Annotated in this window: 14 protein-coding genes and 2 pseudogenes; 9 read left to right on the forward strand and 7 right to left on the reverse strand. The window is 36.5% G+C overall.

Annotated features, from left to right (window positions below):
- The first annotated feature begins 341 nt into the window (after nucleotides 1-341).
- Nucleotides 342-1,676, forward strand: coding sequence for an FAD-dependent oxidoreductase (locus tag QRY57_RS07965; protein WP_286017141.1), 1,335 nt, complete (start codon nucleotides 342-344; stop codon nucleotides 1,674-1,676).
- 183 nt (nucleotides 1,677-1,859) lie between these two features.
- Nucleotides 1,860-2,270, forward strand: coding sequence for a DUF3908 family protein (locus tag QRY57_RS07970; protein ID WP_090693127.1), 411 nt, complete (start codon nucleotides 1,860-1,862; stop codon nucleotides 2,268-2,270).
- A 33-nt stretch (nucleotides 2,271-2,303) separates the two neighbouring features.
- Here the strand turns inward: QRY57_RS07970 and QRY57_RS07975 are convergent, their stop codons facing one another.
- From QRY57_RS07975 to QRY57_RS08000, 6 genes are all read right to left on the reverse strand, one after another.
- Nucleotides 2,304-2,897 carry a class I SAM-dependent methyltransferase gene (locus QRY57_RS07975; RefSeq protein WP_286017142.1) on the reverse strand — a complete coding sequence of 198 codons (594 nt, stop codon included), beginning with the start codon at nucleotides 2,895-2,897 and terminating at the stop codon, nucleotides 2,304-2,306.
- Nucleotides 2,898-3,013: 116 nt separating this feature from the next.
- The gene (locus tag QRY57_RS07980) at nucleotides 3,014-4,579 is read right to left on the reverse strand and encodes a SagB family peptide dehydrogenase (RefSeq protein WP_286017143.1); all 1,566 of its coding nucleotides are present in this window, start codon (nucleotides 4,577-4,579) and stop codon (nucleotides 3,014-3,016) included.
- Nucleotides 4,580-4,692: 113 nt separating this feature from the next.
- Entirely contained in the window at nucleotides 4,693-6,642 is a 1,950-nt protein-coding gene (locus tag QRY57_RS07985; RefSeq protein WP_026591451.1) for a TOMM precursor leader peptide-binding protein, read from the reverse strand.
- Complete coding sequence (locus tag QRY57_RS07990) at nucleotides 6,642-8,561, reverse strand: putative thiazole-containing bacteriocin maturation protein (protein ID WP_286017144.1); 1,920 nt, start codon at nucleotides 8,559-8,561, stop codon at nucleotides 6,642-6,644. Before QRY57_RS07990 ends, QRY57_RS07985 begins: the two co-directional genes overlap by 1 nt.
- A gap of 155 nt (nucleotides 8,562-8,716) precedes the next feature.
- Nucleotides 8,717-9,976 (reverse strand): 2-oxoglutarate dehydrogenase complex dihydrolipoyllysine-residue succinyltransferase, encoded by a 1,260-nt coding sequence (odhB, locus tag QRY57_RS07995; RefSeq protein WP_286017145.1) that lies wholly within the window; start codon nucleotides 9,974-9,976, stop codon nucleotides 8,717-8,719.
- A 154-nt stretch (nucleotides 9,977-10,130) separates the two neighbouring features.
- Nucleotides 10,131-12,998: a 2-oxoglutarate dehydrogenase E1 component gene (locus QRY57_RS08000; protein ID WP_286017146.1), complete on the reverse strand. Its 2,868-nt coding sequence runs from the start codon at nucleotides 12,996-12,998 to the stop codon at nucleotides 10,131-10,133.
- A 1,128-nt stretch (nucleotides 12,999-14,126) separates the two neighbouring features.
- On the opposite strand from QRY57_RS08000, the gene QRY57_RS08005 reads away from it, so the two are divergent.
- The 4 genes and pseudogenes from QRY57_RS08005 to QRY57_RS08020 form a co-directional block, all read left to right on the forward strand.
- On the forward strand, nucleotides 14,127-14,330 hold the full coding sequence (locus QRY57_RS08005) for a helix-turn-helix transcriptional regulator (RefSeq protein ID WP_026591447.1): 204 nt from the start codon (nucleotides 14,127-14,129) through the stop codon (nucleotides 14,328-14,330).
- Nucleotides 14,331-14,353: 23 nt separating this feature from the next.
- Nucleotides 14,354-14,731 carry a hypothetical protein gene (locus QRY57_RS08010; RefSeq protein WP_026591446.1) on the forward strand — a complete coding sequence of 126 codons (378 nt, stop codon included), beginning with the start codon at nucleotides 14,354-14,356 and terminating at the stop codon, nucleotides 14,729-14,731.
- A gap of 29 nt (nucleotides 14,732-14,760) precedes the next feature.
- Nucleotides 14,761-14,943 carry a DUF3976 domain-containing protein gene (locus QRY57_RS08015; protein WP_286017147.1) on the forward strand — a complete coding sequence of 61 codons (183 nt, stop codon included), beginning with the start codon at nucleotides 14,761-14,763 and terminating at the stop codon, nucleotides 14,941-14,943.
- Between the two features lie 540 nt (nucleotides 14,944-15,483).
- Nucleotides 15,484-16,045, forward strand: a pseudogene (locus tag QRY57_RS08020) (glycoside hydrolase family 25 protein); the annotation flags it as partial.
- Nucleotides 16,046-16,575: 530 nt separating this feature from the next.
- Here QRY57_RS08020 and QRY57_RS08025 read toward each other — a convergent pair.
- Entirely contained in the window at nucleotides 16,576-17,016 is a 441-nt protein-coding gene (locus QRY57_RS08025) for a hypothetical protein (protein WP_208017875.1), read from the reverse strand.
- Nucleotides 17,017-17,357: 341 nt separating this feature from the next.
- On the opposite strand from QRY57_RS08025, the pseudogene QRY57_RS08030 reads away from it, so the two are divergent.
- From QRY57_RS08030 to QRY57_RS08040, 3 genes and pseudogenes are all read left to right on the forward strand, one after another.
- Nucleotides 17,358-18,241: pseudogene (locus QRY57_RS08030) on the forward strand (WXG100 family type VII secretion target).
- Nucleotides 18,242-18,243: 2 nt separating this feature from the next.
- Complete coding sequence (locus QRY57_RS08035; RefSeq protein WP_286017148.1) at nucleotides 18,244-18,438, forward strand: hypothetical protein; 195 nt, start codon at nucleotides 18,244-18,246, stop codon at nucleotides 18,436-18,438.
- A gap of 188 nt (nucleotides 18,439-18,626) precedes the next feature.
- Nucleotides 18,627-18,875 (forward strand): DUF4176 domain-containing protein, encoded by a 249-nt coding sequence (locus tag QRY57_RS08040; protein ID WP_078184777.1) that lies wholly within the window; start codon nucleotides 18,627-18,629, stop codon nucleotides 18,873-18,875.
- Nucleotides 18,876-18,914 lie beyond the last annotated feature (39 nt).

Below are 18,914 nucleotides of genomic sequence, written 5' to 3' on the forward strand. Positions count from 1 at the left end.
TCCATTACGATTGTTATAGCATATTAATAATCGAGTTTATGAGACACGACATTTTACCTATAGCCGTTCAAAGGAGAGGAAAAATAATAAAAAACCACTCTTTTTTGGGGAGAGCGTCCACCTGTGCGTAGACGTGGTAAGAGTCTTGTTGTTTTCAAAGTATAAGTCAAAGGGATCTATATACAAAGATGTACGTTGTTATGTTTGGAGGGAAGGGGGTTATTTGTAAACAAAGGGAAGGAAGTATTATACTTTGTATAAGATACTTATAGAGAAAAAGGATTTATTTATGATCGATTTGGAAAATATAAACAATAGAGACTGTACAAAGGAGTGATTTGGTGAACTATGTAATCATTGGTGGAGACGCTGCTGGCATGAGTGCGGCCATGCAAATTGTTAGAAATGATAAAGATGCAAAAGTCATAACGTTAGAAAAAGGTGAAATATACTCCTATGCGCAGTGTGGACTTCCATACGTGATTAGTGGTGCGATTGCTTCCACTGAAAAATTAATTGCACGGGATATTAAGACATTTCGTGATAAGTATGGAATTGATGCTAAAACACATCATGAAGTAACGAACATTGATACTGAAAACAAAATTGTACATGGTATACATACAAAGGAAAAAGTGAAATTTCAATATAAATATGATCGATTATTGATTGCAACAGGAGTTAGACCTGTTATGCCGGATTGGGAAGGAAAAAATCTGCAAGGTGTTCATCTTTTAAAAACAATTCCGGATGCCCATAAAATATTGGAGACGTTACAGGAACAGAATGTTGAGGACGTAACAATTATCGGGGGCGGGGCAATTGGTCTTGAAATGGCTGAAACATTTGTGGAACTTGGAAAAAATGTGCGAATGATTGAAAGAAATAATCATATCGGAACGGTTTATGATGCTGACATGGCAACGTATATACATGAAGAAGCAGCAAAGCATAATATTGAAATTGTAACAAATGAAAATGTAAAGGTATTTAGGGGAAATGAGAAAGTTGAATTTGTCGAAACAGATAAAGGAATGTATAAGACGGATCTCGTTCTAGTATCAGTTGGTGTGCAGCCAAACACGGAGTTTCTTACAGGAACAGAAATTCGCAAGAACAAAAAAGGGGCGATAGAAGTAAATGCATATATGCAAACGAATGTGGAAGACATCTATGCAGCAGGAGATTGTGCAACGCATTATCACATCATAAAAGAAACGCATGATCATATTCCACTCGGTACTACTGCGAATAAACAAGGGCGCCTTGCTGGACTAAATATGATTGATACACGAAGAGCGTTTAAAGGAACGCTTGGTACGGGCATTATTAAATTTATGGGACTCACATTAGCAAGAACAGGTTTAAATGAAAAAGAAGCAAGTGGGTTGAACATACCGTATAAAACGGTGAAGGTAGAGGCAACAAGTATGGCTGGCTATTATCCAAATGCAACGCCGCTTTATGTAAAATTGGTGTATCGCTCTGATACAAAGCAACTATTAGGTGGACAAGTAATTGGAGAAGAGGGTGTAGATAAACGAATTGATGTCATTGCGATGGCACTCTTTCATAAAATGAGTATTCATGATTTAGAAGATGTTGATTTAAGTTATGCACCGCCATATAACAGTGTTTGGGATCCGATTCAACAAGCAGCACGGCGAGCGGAATAGTACTTCTTATAGAAGTACTATTTTTTTTTGAAAACAGCCAATTATACAAAAGAGACATGAAAGCATATTTTTCCTTGAAAAATGTAGTACTTATCTATTATATTTTCATATAGTATTTATTTTTTACATACATAAAAATACGATAGAAACAAGTTAGCACTGAATGATGCAGGAGGATAAGGAATGTCGATCAATATGAGAACAGTAGAAGAGTGGATTGCGGAATCAAATGCAAGACATGAGGAGGACTTTGGAGAAATTGTCCAAGAAATAAAGGAATTATGTGTTGCGGTTGATAACGCTACATTAATTTACCCGAAACATGTATTTTGTTTTGGAAAAAAAGCGGAAGTCTTCTTCTTTTTCCAAGATCATGTTGTCGTTGGTCAAGCGAAAGAAGAGTACATTGAAGTTAAAAAATTAAAATATGAAGACATTACAGATATAAGTCTAAAAACAAATGATAAAAATACAACGTTACAGTTGAAATTCTCAAATGGGAATTCTATCATGCTGGATAGTTTAAATGATAACTGTGGAGCGAAAAATTGGTTGTTTGCAAGACAGATTAAAAGTATTTTTAAAGTAATTTAATAGAAAAGGCAGGCCTTAGAAGGTCTGCTTTTTCTATGATTTGCTCCCCACTATACAAAGGCATCCTTTTTCTTCGTAACATTTCACATGTTGAAAACCAGTTTTACTGAAAAGGTCTACTAATTCTTCTGTTGTCTTAAATTTTTGCATATGATAATTGATTTTGAAGGTTTCAGCGACAATCATAAAGGAACCATTCGGTTTTAAAACTCGAAACACTTCTTTTATATCATTCTCTAAATCAGGCCAAAAATAATGTGTTTGAAAGGCCGTGATGAGATTGAAAAACTCATTATGATAAGGAATAGAAGATACGCTTGCTTTACGAATAATGACCTTTTCATTTTTCACATCTTTTATATTGGATTTTATTGAACTTTCTACTGCTTTTTCTGAATAATCAATGCCGTATATTTTTCCTGAGGTATTTATTTTAGACAGTGTATGTATGGTTCGGCCGCCTCCGCAACCAATATCGAGTATGATTGAATCTTTGGGGATATTTATTTTCTGTAATGCCCAATTTGTTAATCTAACGTGCGCTGTATTCATAATACAAAGCATGGAAGAACCGATAGAACCTCTAGGGTTTTTAGCTTGTTCAATTAACTTTTGTAATACACTCAATCTGACCTCTCCTTTTATATAAATCACCTAAATTTGTATATTCGCTTTGAGCAATTCTAATCCCTTTAAAAAACACGCCCTTTGCTAGCACATTGTACTGAGCGAAGGGCGTGTTTTTAGCTATGCAAATATCCTTTTAACCAAGTGCGATGGCGATAAGGACCAACTGGAATTTGAATAAGGGTCGTTTCTCTTTTTGTATCAAATTCATACAGTTTGTCACATAAGTTTGCATCAAATCCTAAGAGCGGATGTCCTCCCATATCCATAGCTGAGGCTGCTAAGACGAGCTTTTGAACGAGCATTCCAGCTTCCATTTGTTGAATTCGATATCCTCTGTAACCTAAATCGTTTTTTAAATAATCTTTAGTTCCTATTACATGTAAACAGAGTGGTACTTGAAAGAGATTTACATTGTCCATTGTCATACCGGATTGTAAAGGGTGACGTAGATCTCCAGTTTGAATTTGTTCTAATGCATGAGCATTACTGTCATAGGAATAGGCACCATTTGGCACACCTTCTACGTTATAAAAGCATCCGTACAGTGATAGTCGCGATTTTGTTTTTATATGTTCTCCGTCTAAATCATTTTGATAAGGAAAGGAAAGGGTTGCTTCATGAAGCAAAGTAGCTAGTTGTGTAGCGCTTATTTTCCTTAAGACAAAATCGATATCAGGTGAATAACGTTTTTGACAAACAGTTGCGAAATCATATGATAATGGCTCTACCATGGGGAGTTTCAAAGTTTGTGTGTAATGTGGAACGATTGTCTCTTCAGTTATAGTTCGAAATAGGTCTGTTGAATCCAACATAGATGCTGCATTCATTCTTGTTATGAGAGAGTAATCAGTAAAGTTCTTTGATCGAACAAAGTGTTCATGCTCTAAAACGGGAAGCTGTTGTAAGAGTTCATCAGAAGTGAAATTTGTACTTGTATTACTTTGATAAAACCATTCTTCTGTAGGCTGGGTAGATAACGGAATAACTGCATACACACTTTCTTCTTGTTCAGATAGTCCAAGTAAATGATTGATAGCCCGATCTAGAAATTGAAAATATACACCCGATGTATAGCCAAATTGCTTAGAGACTTCTAGTAATTGACCGATGAGGACACCAGTATCGAGACCTTGGAGGCGATACGAAAAATTATTATATTTAAAGAAGTTTTTCCAAAACATTGTTGATACGAAAGCGGTGCCGAAACAAGAAGAGAGGTTGCAGCGATTTCCAAGTGCTTCTGTGAGATAAGAGTCAAAATTCCCTTCACGTAGTAATACGAGACGATGATGCGCTACGTCATAATGGTAAATTCCATGCGGATAATGAATTGTTTTTAAATACAAATATAATTCATTTGGATATAAGGCTCCTCCAGAAGGAATAAATCTTCGGTATATATTTGTTGTTGATTGTTCTTCTAAGCCGAGGGAAGGCTGGCAAAATTGAGTTAGGCCAAATGTATACCAAAGGCAATGCCCAATTTGTTCTATGGTAGGTTCATTAGATAGCTTTTGATCTCGTAATGTTAGAGGTACCTCTAGAGAAAGAGGAATGACAGGTAGATTACGGTATAGCTTATAGGGAAGGGGGGCATCAGCCCAGTTGATGTCCTTGTCCTCGGGCATGACTTCATCAATTGAAAAATGTAAATGGTGTAGAAATGTTTCTAGTTGCATCAACAAGCCTCCTTATCAAGCAATAATCCCCCACATTAAATATCAGCAAAAGCAAAGAAGAGAGGTGGGGGAGGAAGAAAAACTACTGATTCAAGCGCTACTTTACTGTTTCTTTATGGAAATGGATGCGGATGTGGATTTAGTTGTTCTAATGTAAGTGGTTCACTTGTATATCCAAGTTGCATTGGTACGGTAAGTGCTCTTTGGAGTCCTGTTGTACGAGTAAGTTGATGACCAAATGTCATTGGCAACATACCAGGAATTAATACTTTCACACAAGATAATCCGTTTTTCTGTATGAGAGGAACAGTTTGGTCAATGACAATTACCTCAAGCCCTGAGTGATGTAGTAGATCTAGAAGATGGCGAAGGTCTGAAGTTATATCCCGATCAATCGCTTTTAGCTGATCCATTTCTTTAAATGTTCGCACAGCTCGATTGTCATTTAGTAAAAATTGAAGGCGTTCTTCAGCTTCTGGTAAGCCATATACCATACTATGATCTTCCATTTGGGTAACGAGATAGGGATCGCGTAAACATTGTTCATATTTTTGTTTGTTTGCTTCAAGTTTTTCATCTAATATAAGCAACATACCTGCTAATTCATGAATAGCACTTTTAACAGCTCGCAGCGGTTCTATATGAGCACCACCTGCACAGACGAGGTTCATTCCACCCTTTTTTGTATTTTTTGCAATTGCCCATATACTTGGAATACCATGCTCCATCGTTGCATCAAAAACGTGTAAATCATAACCTGTAATGGTCCGCATTCGTTCAATCATCAATTGTAATTCCACATCGCCTGCGGAAGCTAGATCAAGGCGGGGGAGTGGCAATTGTGCATACCACGTTAGCAAGAAAGCGTCGCGTTCGACTATTTCTAAAATGCCATGGAAAATCGCTTCTTCTAAACTACCTCCAATTGCACAGCCGTTTGAAGTTTCATAAACAAAAGCGTCCCTGTGCCCTAGGCTATAATATGCAATTGATTCCGGAACTAAGATGGGACGGTTTTGTGATAAAGAATAACCCCATACCCAATCTTGAGAATAATCGGGATCAAATGGTCTGAATGGAAAATTCTCTTTTTCATAGTGTTCATCTGTATGTACACCAATTGTAAGAGGATTGATGGCTTTATCTTCTAATTCTCGGTAGCTGCCATGAACATTTGTCCGCTTCCCGCGAGGGGCCATTCCGCAGTATCGCTCTAGTCCTTCTAAAATTGCAGTTGCCTCGCTTATCCTGAATGAATGTGTTCGACCTGCAACTCCTTCGTTACCAAAAAGTAATGGCATATTTACAATAACATCAGCGAATGGTAATAAGGAATGCTGCATCTTTCCATTCAAAAGTCCTGTTCGATAATCTAAATAATCTTTCGTTAAAAACGTATTTAAATCTTCAATAGAACGACATCGGTAGCTTTCAGTACTCGTTTTAAAGCTCGGTTGCAGAGATAGATAAGCAGAAGCTTCAGTGTCATCAGGTATTGTGCTACACACCGGACATACAGGATCAGGAAGAAACGAATGACGTGAACATTGAAGAGTTTGCATGTTAAGTAAAATCACTTCTTCAGCTAAAGAAGTACCCCCTTTTGTTACTATCTTTTCTGTTTCAGCATGAATAAGGTGACACATTTGTAGTAATGCACTTTGCGTTGCGCATATATCTCGTTGCACGGCAGCATCCTTTTTTAAGGAGTATTGCCGCTGTAACTCCCACATTTCTTTTTGATCAAAACCAGCTATAAACCGTCTTGCATCAGCACAATGAGAACATCCTGCTGCATGTGGCTGAACATAAGGGCCAATGATTCCTTCGCCAAATGAAGTAAAACCTCGTAGCCAAGGAATGTTAGCGGATCGAAACATTTCTTCAGCTTTATGATGGATAGAGGAAGGAGAACCATCATGTAGTACGAGAGCAAGTTTAATGTTTTCAGGAAGGGGTTCTTCAAGTGTGTTTTGATGAATGATAGAGTAGTGACCAGATAATTGCTGATTTACATAGCTTGCAAGTAGGCCGTCTCCTACAATTAATATTTGACGCTCCATCAATCCACCTCCTCTTTTATTACCACACCAACTACACCACCTAATCCTTCTTTTAAAAATGGTTCAATTGCTAGGTCGAGGACGTAGGGATAAAGATTATGTTCCTTTAAATTCTGTAAAGCGAGTTGTAAGGATTCTAATGGTGGAATTTCTTCTTCTTTTTGTACTTCAATATTAAACGACTCAGCATCGTGTAAAAGAACAGATGATTCCGATAATATATTAGAGTTATAGGGGATTTCGTAGTTTTGTGTATGAAGAAGTGCTTGTTGTAATGCGTCTCTTAGAGCTAGTGTTATATTTAGATTCGCGCTACCATACCACTGATTGTGTATACGGGCCCAAACAACCGGAAAACCTAGTACATTTTCACCAATCCCTATCTTTGGTTCCCCGTGTATCACGGAGAGTGCACGTAAATAAAATTGGCAGTGGTTGTCATGAATTTCTGTTACTTGTAGTGGCACAATTTCTTCTGTTTGACTTAACTTCCTCGCTTGTAATGTGTGGGTTAAATGGTTTTGTAGCGCACGATACACACCTTCTAACATCGTTTCCCCAGCTCCGATTCCAATGAATTCATCTTGGTCAGGAATAAGGAAATTAACCATTTGAGTTACATATGTTTCAATTCCAGTTAGACCTGCCACGCGGCGTGCTTCATCATGAGTTAATCCGCCGCAAATAATAGTAGGGAGGAGGGAAGTAGGTCCTTCTGATAATGGATTGGCAACTTGAACATAGCACTGGGACAACGGTAATTGGTTGAGATCTTGTTCATCCCATATGTGAAAAACTCCAGCTTTATTTGAGGTTAACTGGTCAAAAAAACGAAAAAGCTCATTTGAATGTTTTTGATCTGCATGTCGTTTTAAAGTGTCATCAAGGTCTTGTATTAATTCTATCGTAAAATTTTCAGGGGCTATAAGCGGGTGCTTCATAAATGAATGCCAATTTCCTTCGAGCGTTTCAAAATCTAATAGAAAGAAGTGCTTCTTTGTCTTCCTATTTGAGGAATCTGTAACATGTTTGAATAACTCAAAAACAATTGTATTGGCTAACATAGCACAAGCAATTGGAGAGACGGGATCTGGTGTTTGATCTTTTTGAATAGCAGTTTCATGTATACGGTGCCATGCGGATTCCCAGCATTCTTCAGAGTCAGAAGTAATGATAGGACCAGCTAAGCCTACATGCTGTAAACATAAAGCAGGAAGAAAGTTTTTCTTCTCTTCTCTACAAATCGCATGTATGGCCCTAAGTTTTTCAATATTGCCATTTTGAGATACATATAGAATCCAATCAAATGGATGAAAAACTTCCTGTAAAGAATAATTTCTCGTTGTATCTATTTCTTGAACAAGTACATCGGCATCAGTAGCATGTGCTTGTTGTACAAGTTCATTTAGCCGCGAGAGATTTGTTGCATCAGGATCGGTAATTAGGTAATGAAATTCAGGTAGACCAGATTCAAGTAAAGAAGAAATTAATGAAGTGAAAATAGGTCCAGAGCCAATCGCTAACACTTTAGATTGGCGATACATTTGAAACTTTAGAGGACCTGAGTGAGAGTAAGCCTCTAAAAATTCAATTTGCGGTTCGTACCTCTCAAGTAATGCATCTTCTAATTGGTGAGGGGCATCTTGATTCAGATCTCGAACAAAACCATTTTTGTGCAAAAGTTCTCCAATTTCAAACACTCTATTTTGATAAGGGAGGGGAAGCCCATTTGTTAGCTCTTCTAAAGTGTGTTCTCCATTAAACATAGGCATTAATTTTTCAATCCATTCATAGATTCCATTACCTTGTATCCGGAACGAACTGGAGTTATTTCGAAAATAAACACCCCCATTGGAATCGGGGAGAAAAAAGGTATCCTTGTTCATTTTTAGCTTTGTGGAAGCTTGCAGCGTACTCATTCTATTCCTCCTTATCAGTAAATTCTAAACACACATTATCAGTGTATGTACCGTGATTTGTCCCTTATGAGTATATAAATCACTGTTATATAAAAAAGGCTACACGAAAGAATACATTGATTCTTTCGTGTAGCCAGTATGATTTAGAAAGTCTATCAACCTTCTAATAATAATGATTTTGGATCTTCAAGCATTTCTTTAACAGCAACTAGGAAGCTAACTGCTTCTTTACCATCGACGATACGGTGGTCGTAAGATAGTGCAATGTACATCATTGGACGGTTTTCCATGCGTTCTGCATCGATTGCAACTGGTCTTACCTGAATTTTATGCATTCCAAGAATACCTACTTGTGGGCTGTTTAGGATTGGTGTTGACATAAGGGAGCCAAACACACCACCGTTTGTAATTGTAAATGTACCACCTTGTAGTTCTTTTAATGTAAGTTTGTTATCGCGTGCTTTTTTACCTAGTTCACGAATTTCACTTTCAATTTCAGCGAAGTTCAATTGGTTTGCATCGCGTACAACTGGAACAACTAATCCATCTGGAGCTGCTACAGCGATTCCGATGTCATAGAATTTTTTAATGATAAGCTCGTCGCCTTGAATTTCAGCATTTAACAATGGGAATTGTTTTAATGCTGCCACAACAGCTTTTGTGAAGAATGACATAAAGCCAAGACGAACATCATGTTTTTTCTCGAACGCGTCTTTACGTTCTTTACGTAATTCCATAACTGCAGTCATATCAACTTCGTTAAATGTTGTTAACATTGCAGATGTTTGTTGAACTTCTACAAGACGTTTTGCAATTGTTTGACGGCGGCGGGACATTTTTACGCGCTCAACTGGCTTTTCAAATTCAGTAGTTACTGCTGGTTTTGGACTTGTTTTTTCTTGTTTTGGCTCTGCTTTTGGTGCAGCAGCATGTGCTTGTACATCATGTGGTCTCACGCGGCCAAGTGGATCAGTGCTGCGTACTTCATTTAAGTCGATTCCTAATTCACGCGCCATTTTTCTAGCAGCAGGTGATGCGATAGGGCGATCTGTATTTGGAAGACCTTGTAAAGCTGTTTTAGTTGGTGCAGCACTTGGATCCTCAGCTTTAGGTGCTTCAGTAACTTCTTGTTTTGGTTGTTCTGCTGCTGGAGCAGGTGCTGATGTACTTACTGCAACGCCGTTTGCATCTAAAATTGCAATTACGTCACCAACTTCAACTGTATCTCCAGGCTCTCCTAGTAGTTGTGATACAATACCTGAATCTTCTGCAATGATTTCTACATTGACTTTATCTGTCTCAAGCTCAACAACGCTGCCACCTTTCTCAACTTTGTCGCCTACATTGATAAGCCATTGTGAGATAGTTCCTTCTGAAATAGATTCTGCAAGCTCAGGTACTTTAATTTCGATCATTTTAAATGTCCTCCCCTTATTTGCCTAACGGTGTGTTTTGTCTTCTTTTCTCTTCGGTAATCTCAATGCTTCAAGCCTGATTGGGCAGAAATTCTTTACAACTTAGTAGGTAAGGAACTCTGCCCAAATGAGCTTGAGTAAATCACTTTCGTTTTTAGTTGCTATAAACTTCTATTTCTTGTTTGTCTTGACGGAAGTTGTACTTTGTGTCTAATGCATGTGCAACGATAAGTTCTTGTTCCGCTCTGTGTGCATGTGGATCGCCGCCTGATGGACTTGAGCGATCTGGACGTCCAATGTAGCCTGTTTTTATTTTATCGCCAGCAAGTTCAAACAGAATTGGAGCCATGTAATGCCATGCACCCATGTTTCGTGGTTCTTCTTGTACCCAAATAATTTCTTCTAAGTTTTTAAAGCGTTTCATGATAGATTGGACTTTTTCAGCAGGGAATGGGTACAATTGCTCAATGCGAACAATATGAACTTCATCTAAATTGTACTCATGTTTACCTGATTCAACCTCTGCTGCTATATCAATTGCCATCTTACCAGTTGTTAAAACAAGACGCTTTACTTTATTTGGTTTTGTGCCAAGGTTTTCTTGCTCTAGAGCCATTTGGAAACGACCTTCGCTTAATTCTTTTCCAGATGAAGTAGTAAGCGGATGACGTAATAAGCTCTTTGGCGTCATAATGACTAATGGTCGAACAGCTTCTGTACCAAGGATTGATGCTTGACGGCGTAAAATATGGAAGTATTGTGCCGCACTTGTTAAGTTTGCAACAGTCCAGTTGTTTTCAGCAGCTAGTTGCAAGAAACGTTCTGGACGTGCACTAGAGTGCTCTGGTCCTTGACCTTCATAGCCATGAGGCAGAAGAAGAATTAGACCTGATTTTTGTCCCCATTTCGCTCTTCCTGCTGAAACATATTGATCAAATAATGCTTGCGCAGTATTTGAGAAATCACCATATTGTGCTTCCCACATAACTAAAGTTTCTGGAGCGAACACATTATAACCGTATTCATAACCGACAACAGCAGCCTCAGATAACGGACTGTTATGAACAGAGAATGATGCATTAATATTCGGTAAACGATGAAGTGGTGAATATGTTTCGTTTGTTTCTGTATCATGTAATACGATATGACGGTGTGCGAACGTACCACGTTGTGAATCTTGACCAGTTAAACGAATTGGCGTACCTTCTTGTAAAATGGTAGCGAATGCTAACGATTCAGCAAGAGCCCATTCCACTTTACCGCCATCTTCAAGAGCATCTTTACGACGTTCAAGAATTTTCTTTACTTTAGGATATACATTAAAGCCTTCTGGCCATTGTAATAGTCCTTCGTTTAATGCACGTAAAGTTTCAATTGGAAGACCTGTATCAATTGGTTGAATACCTCTTGCAACTACGTCTGGAACTTTAACGTGTATTGCTGCATCACTAGTATCAGCAGGTGGTACTTCTGCATACTCAGCTTTCAATTGTTCTTGCACAAACTGTGTAATTGTTTCAACTTCATCAGCATTTAAAACACCATCAGTTTGCAGTTGCTCTGCATAGATTGCTCTAACTGTCGGATGATTTTTAATTTTTTTATAAACTTGTGGTTGTGTAACTGCTGGGTCATCCATTTCGTTATGACCGTAACGACGGTAACCGATTAAATCGATTAAGAAGTCTTTTTTGAACAGCATACGATATTGAATTGCAAGGTCAGCAGCTGCAAGACAAGCTTCTGGATCGTCAGCATTTACATGGACGATTGGAATATCGAAACCTTTTGCAAGGTCGCTTGAATATTTTGTAGAACGAGAATCATAGCTATCTGTTGTAAAGCCAACTGAGTTATTTGCAATAATATGAATTGTTCCACCAGTTTGGTATGCGTTTAGTCTGCTTAAGTTTAATGTTTCAGATACGATACCTTGACCAGGGAATGCAGCGTCACCATGAACTAAAATTACAAATGATTTCGAAGTATCTTGTTCAGGATGACCAGCTTTTTTACGATTTTCTTGAGCTGCACGTGCATAACCTTCCACAACAGGGTTAACAAATTCAAGATGGCTTGGGTTGTTCGCTAACGTTACACGTGTTTGAGCATCTTCAGCCCCAACAACTTGCTCTCTACCTAAATGGTATTTCACGTCGCCAGTCCAGCCAGCATTACTATTTACACCTTCTATAGTTGCATGTTTGAATTCTGCAAACATGTGACTATATGGTTTTTCTAGTACGTGAGCGAGTACGCTAAGGCGCCCGCGGTGAGCCATACCAATCATAACGTCATTTACGCCGCCCTTAGCACCTTCAGAAATAATTTCATCTAGTACAGGTACAAGCATATCAACGCCTTCAATAGAGAAGCGTTTTTGACCTACAAATGTTTTATGCAAGAATTGCTCAAAACCTTCAACAGCTGTTAAACGTTTTAAAAGAGCAGTTCGTTTTTTATTTGGTAGTGGTTGACGCAAGGAATTTGATTCCACCATTTGATGCAACCACGCACGTTCTTCACTATCTTGTATATGAGAAAATTCATAGGCTAAAGATTTTGTATAAACATCTTTTAATCTATTAATTACATCAAGAGCTGTGTGAATACCAATTGGTGCATCTGGCCATACTGTTTTTGCTGGAATCGCTTTCAAATCTGCATCGCTTAATTCGCTCATTACTTTCTCGATGAGAGATTGTCCATTTGCTTGCTCTTCCATTGGATTAATATGAGCCAATGTATGACCGAATGAACGGATATTCTCAACAAGTTGAACGACTTTAAGAATCTTTTCAATGTTTCCTGTGTTTTGAGGAGAAAAATTTATTTCTGTGTTGTCCCCTGTTACGACATCTGCTTGGAATGTAGGAGCCCCAAAAGTTTCAAAAAGCTCTTGTAATTCCGGATCAACTGAACCTTCATTAGTCACGTAACGATCATACTGTTCAATAACATAGCCAAGGTTCGGACCATGGAATTTGGCCCAAGGGTTTGTCGATGTATTCTTCCTCGTCATTTGTTTAAACCTCCCAATGCATGTAATCCTTTTTTCATAATGTGAAAGAATGCATTTTGCTCTTTTCATAATTGATGAACCAGTAATGAATGTAAATGTTATCTTTACTCTTATGTTATTACAATAATTTACATAATACCAAACATTATTACTTATCCGTTTTGTAAAAAAACATTCACAATTACTTATCACCCAAGTTAATCTTTCATGTTATAAATTAATTTTAAGGAAAAAATAGGTGATTTCATCTGGTACATCAGTATTTAAAACAAAATCTTCCAGATAAAAGTATAGGGTAAATTGAAAGAATGTTTCGACAAAAACGATTTGATTTATGTATATTAAAATAATAAGCGCTTTCAAGAATATTATACAACAATATAATGGAATATAGTATAAAAAATAAAAAATTATGAATTTATCGTAAACTTTGTTTCGATAGTGTTAAATATTGAAAGGAAAAAAGAAGTATTTGCTTATAATTGGTGATTGTCATTTGAAAATGGTTCATAAATCGTTAGTTTTTGCAAATATAACTGAAAATTGCTCGAAAATGATAGCCGGCTTCATTTCTATAGGAGAAGAAGTGTAATATTTTAAAAAGATAAAGTGCTTATAACGATATTAATTTTTCCTAATGATAGCCGATTGATATAGCAAATTTCTTTATGTAGATTAAGTAATGAGGAAATGAGATATTATAACAGAATCGTTTAGAGTGTTCTTATTTGTTATGACTCTCCATTTTTATACTATTCAACAATTATTCAAAATGAAAAGTGGATAAAAATGGGCAGAAAAGAAATAAGGGATCAATATGAGAACTAGATGAAGGGGATTTACGAAAGTATGAATGCTGTGTTCCTTTTACATAGAGATACATAGGAGCTGTGAAATGAAAAGGGAAACAGATAATGGGGATTTTGGTGTTCATGTCATTTGGCTGATAGTATTTTCAATGGTTCTATCGATAGTTGGTTTAGTTCTATTTATGCATTCGTTATAAAAATCATCTTGATTAAAAATAAAAGATGGGAGTAGGGAGCTTTGAGGAGTTTATGTAAAGGAAACTTGACGTAAAGGTCGCTTTACATTTATACTCTGTGTAAGGAGGAGGGGAATATTTCCTTGGAAAACAAAATGGTAGAATACAGAAAAAAATTTGGCCTGTCACAAGAGAAGTTAGCTGAAAAACTTGGCGTTTCTAGACAAACTATTATTTCAATTGAAAAAGGAAAATATGATCCATCACTTCCTTTAGCATTTGAAATTGCGAACACATTTCAGACAACGATAGAAAATGTATTTATTTATGAAGGGAAAGAGAACTAAATCTACATAGGGGGGAAAGAAAGATGAACTACTCACAAAAATATTTTTTGATTATGGGGATTATCTTTTCTGTTATGAGTGGATTTATGCTATTTATAGGTATAATGGCGCATTCTTCACCACCGTCACAAACGTACACATTACTAGCGATGACAGTCATGTGCTTTTGCTTAAGTTATCTCCATCCACAATTTAAGGAGAAAGACGAAAGGATGAAGTTAATTCGGCAAAAAGGAATGTTCTATTCTTATTTTGCGTTGTTAGCGTATTATATTCTATTTTCGATCGGATTAAATTTAAAGATCATTACATTGTCTGCTGCAGAACTGCTTAACATTTTAGCAGCATTAACAATTTGTACGGTCTTTATTTCATTCGTTATTTTGTCTAAAAAATATTAAAGCTGAAATAAGAAAGGTGAATGAGATAGATGCAAAGTATATTTGCTTTTGGGATCGGGCTGCTTTTATTTTTAGCAGTGTACTTATTTATTCGTAAGGATATACAAGGAAATACATTGACGAAGAGAGGTTTCTATAAGCTGATGGGGTGTTTAGTAGTCATGCTTATAGCAATTATCGTAATGATTGTCTCGGTGAGTAAACAATTATAAAAAAGTATAGAATAAAGCCCTGTTTTTGTTTAAATGTCAAAAGTAGGGTTTTTATTTTTCTTTAACATGAGGAGTACATACTTTGATAGATAAGAAACAAACTACTACCATAGTGAACGAGATGGTAGATGGAGATACTGGTGGTTGATCTCTTGAATGGAAAAACAAATGGGAACAAGGAAAAATCCTTGTTTTATTTTTTTGGATAGAATTATTAAGTAGGATATTAATAAATGAAGATGTTTGAAGGTGGTACTAAATTCTTTTCTTCCTTATTAGTCTATGCGATAGAGATAAGTATGCTTGGACAACGAGAAAAAGGCGCTTGATTTGATAAAGTTTGTATGAGTTCGCAACCGAAAAATATAGGTTGCGTTTTTTTATTACTATGATTTTTAGTTGGAAAATTAGATTAATAGAAAAGGAAAGCCCATTAGATCAATTTCCACTTTATATATTATTTGTTGGTACTGCAATAGGCATTTGGTCTGACCATGAGACAAGCTCTGAATATGATAATAATAAAGGAGATGTTGAATAATGGGGTATATCGTCGATATTTCGAAATGGAATGGTGATATTAATTGGGGAGTAGCAGCCCCGCAGCTTGACTTAGTGATTGCTAGAGTACAAGATGGATCAAACTATATAGACCCAATGTATCAATCATATGTGTCTTCAATGAAAGCTTATAATGTTCCGTTCGGAAACTACGCTTTTTGTAGATTTGTTTCCGAAAATGATGCAAGAGTAGAAGCAAGAGATTTTTGGAATCGTGGTGACAAAAATGCATTGTTTTGGGTAGCTGATGTTGAAGTGAAAACAATGGAAGATATGAGTGCTGGAACACAAGCTTTCATTGATGAGTTACGCATACTCGGTGCTCAAAAAGTAGGGTTATATGCGGGACATCATGTGTACAGCCCATTTGGTATGGAAAAAGTAAATGTTGATTTCGTATGGATCCCGCGTTATGGGGATATCAAACCAGCGTATCCATGTGATATGTGGCAATATACTGACGCAGGGAATATATCTGGTATTGGCAAATGTGATTTAAATCGTTTAATTGGAGATAAGCCTTTATCATGGTTTTTCGGAGATAATGAGCCTGCACCAGGGTTTCTTCCTCCTGATTGGAAAACGAATAATTTAGGTTCTATCACTGTAATAGTAGCTATAGCAAACATTCGTGAGACGCCATCCTTACAAGCAAAAGTTGTACGTCAAGCGACAAAAGATTCTGGACATGTATACCTAGATTGGTTTTATGATGGTTCTCATTTTTGGTATAAAGTAGCTGAAAAAAACTGGATGCGCGATGACGTATGTAAAATCAATAAAGATGGCAAAACAAAAGGAGTTGTTTGGATTTCAGGAACGAACATCAATCTTCGTAAAGGAGCGTCCAGAAATGACCAAGTTGTAGGAAAAGCGAATAGTGGAGCTTGGGACGTTCATTTTAGATACGAAGATTGGATTTACGTATACAAAGATGGCATTGAAGGATGGATGTATTTTGATGAATCTTATGTGAAATGGATTAGATAGAGTGAAACTTTAATCAGTGGAGGGCTTCATCCTCCACTGATTATTATTTGAACCACTTTGTTCTGCTGCACAAATACATTTTTACAAGTTAAGCTTCTCGATAGTTAATGATGCAGCATTAATTGTGTGCCCGTTTAGAATGGGTAGTAACACATCTGTAGTTGATCCTATATTTCGAAGTTGTAGTGTTGAGCATTTGGGAATATGGATAATAGCTTGTCCAGAAAGCATCAGACTCGCTCCAGTCACTTGTCTTTGTATACCATAATTAGTAAGTCGCCCACTTACTAAAGAATCATTTAAAATTAAACCATATATTGAAGTGGAAGCAGGACCATCAATTAATAATAGATATTCGACTTTATAGTCGCCTGATTTAGGTATTATTAGGGTGTCACTAGGTGGGGTAAACTCTATACGATTTAATGGACCGTTTCTATTAAATTCTATGTTTGCACCTGGTTTAATTTCTATAGGATTGTTACCTACAAGTGTAACGTAACCATAAGCCGGTTTCGACATTATTATGCATCTCCTTATTTATTATTCTTATCATTGTATGCGATCAAGTTAAAAATGATTGAATGTTAGTCTAGTAAAAATGAATTATGTATCCCCTATCTATGAGTGAGCATTATAAATAGACGTATAAATCATTCAAAGTACAGTGAGTAATACGCGTTTGTTTCAGACTTGTTCCTTTTAAACGATTTGAAGACAAACAAAAAACGCCTGTAACGAAGCAGTCTGCTAACTGCGAACTCTTTTTTTGTAAAATTTCTATAAGTATGGAAAATGTTGTTCTGTGTAATTACTTCCTCATGGTAAAATATTCTATATAAATATTTAAAAGCGGAATCATTATGGGGAATATTAAAGTTACTCCTGAAGAGTTGCACAAGGTTGCAGGGTCTATTCGATCAACAATCATCAATGTAGCGGCAACACAAGGGCGGCTAAAGAAAGATATTGATATACTTTGTAATGCTTGGGTGGGTGCAACCTATATGAAATTTAATACAGATTTTCGAGATTACTCTTTAAGAATGGCTCGATTTACACTCATATTAGAACCGCTTGAGAAGTTTCTTCTTGATTCTGCTAATAAATTTGAACAGGTAGATAACATGGATGTTGCTATTGCGATGGCTTCTGGTATTTTAACAGGAAAACCATTTAAAGGGGATGTTGAAACCCTTACAGGTTCCACAAAAGTAAATACAGAGGATCGCTATCGTATTAAATCAGAAGGATCGTTGTTAGAGGGAAATATGAACTTTCTGAGAATAGTAAGCTGGGATTCAAAGCTGGGCATGCAGAAATAGAGGTAGGAGCTCCTTACAAATTCAATACGATAAAAGAAGATTTATTAACGGGAAAGATTATTGGAGCAAAAGGTGGAATTACAGCATTTGAAGATGGTCTTTCTTTTAAAAATCCTTATGTTTCAGAAATATCAGTAACACAAAAATTCATAGATGCTTCAGTCGCATATGGAATTGAGGAGTATAGGTTTAAACAAGATGCAGAGGTGACAATACAAAAATATGAAGCAAAGCTAGACAGAATTGACCTACCTGAGTTTATTCAATTTTTTAAGGATTACGATCTTGAAGTTTGTGCTGAATTTGGACTAGGTACATTCGGTGGTAAATTCCATGGGGGTCAAGAAGTTGGTGTGTATATTGGTGGTAGAAAAGTCGGTGGTGGTTTATTTGCTAAATTTGTTAAGCAAGGAGAAGAATAATTGTGTTTAAACAAGCAAGAATTATAAAGATTTTTGGTTTTTCGGCCTTACTTATATTTAGTTTGTTTGCTCCTTATGGGTGGGGAAAAAAATTGGCACTTATTGCTTTTGTACTTATACTAGCCTTTTTCTCTTTTGGTACAACAAACTTATTAGAATACATAACTAATAAATTCAAAAAGAATCGAGATAAGTAGTTTACTTAAAGAAGAAAGGATTTTAATTATTTTAGGTATACTCCTACTTATTGTTGTGACATGGATGATACACTCACAAACACAGAAAAATTACTTATAACCTTTGTTACACTTTTTGTAGGAGTTTTAACTTTTGGTGCTTTAATGTTATTTGAGCGGTTTAAAAAAATAAAAAGGAGAATAAATAAATGAAACTTTTACCAATTGGAACAGTAGTTAAACTAGAAGAGGTAGAGCCAATCATTATGATTATTGGAAGAATGGTTGTCTCAGCGGATAAACGTGATTTTGATTATGTAGGAGTTCCTTATCCAGTAGGCTATCTAGGTGATGAAAAAGTATTATGTTTTAATCACGATAAGATTGTAGAGGAAATGCATAGAGGGTATATGACTGAGAGTGAATTAGTTCTACGTGAGAAGTTAGTAGAATTGTAAATCAGCTGAAAAAGAAATATAGATTTGAAAAATGTGATA

Source organism: Bacillus arachidis (assembly GCF_030285945.1).
Lineage (GTDB): Bacteria > Bacillota > Bacilli > Bacillales > Bacillaceae_G > Bacillus_A > Bacillus_A arachidis.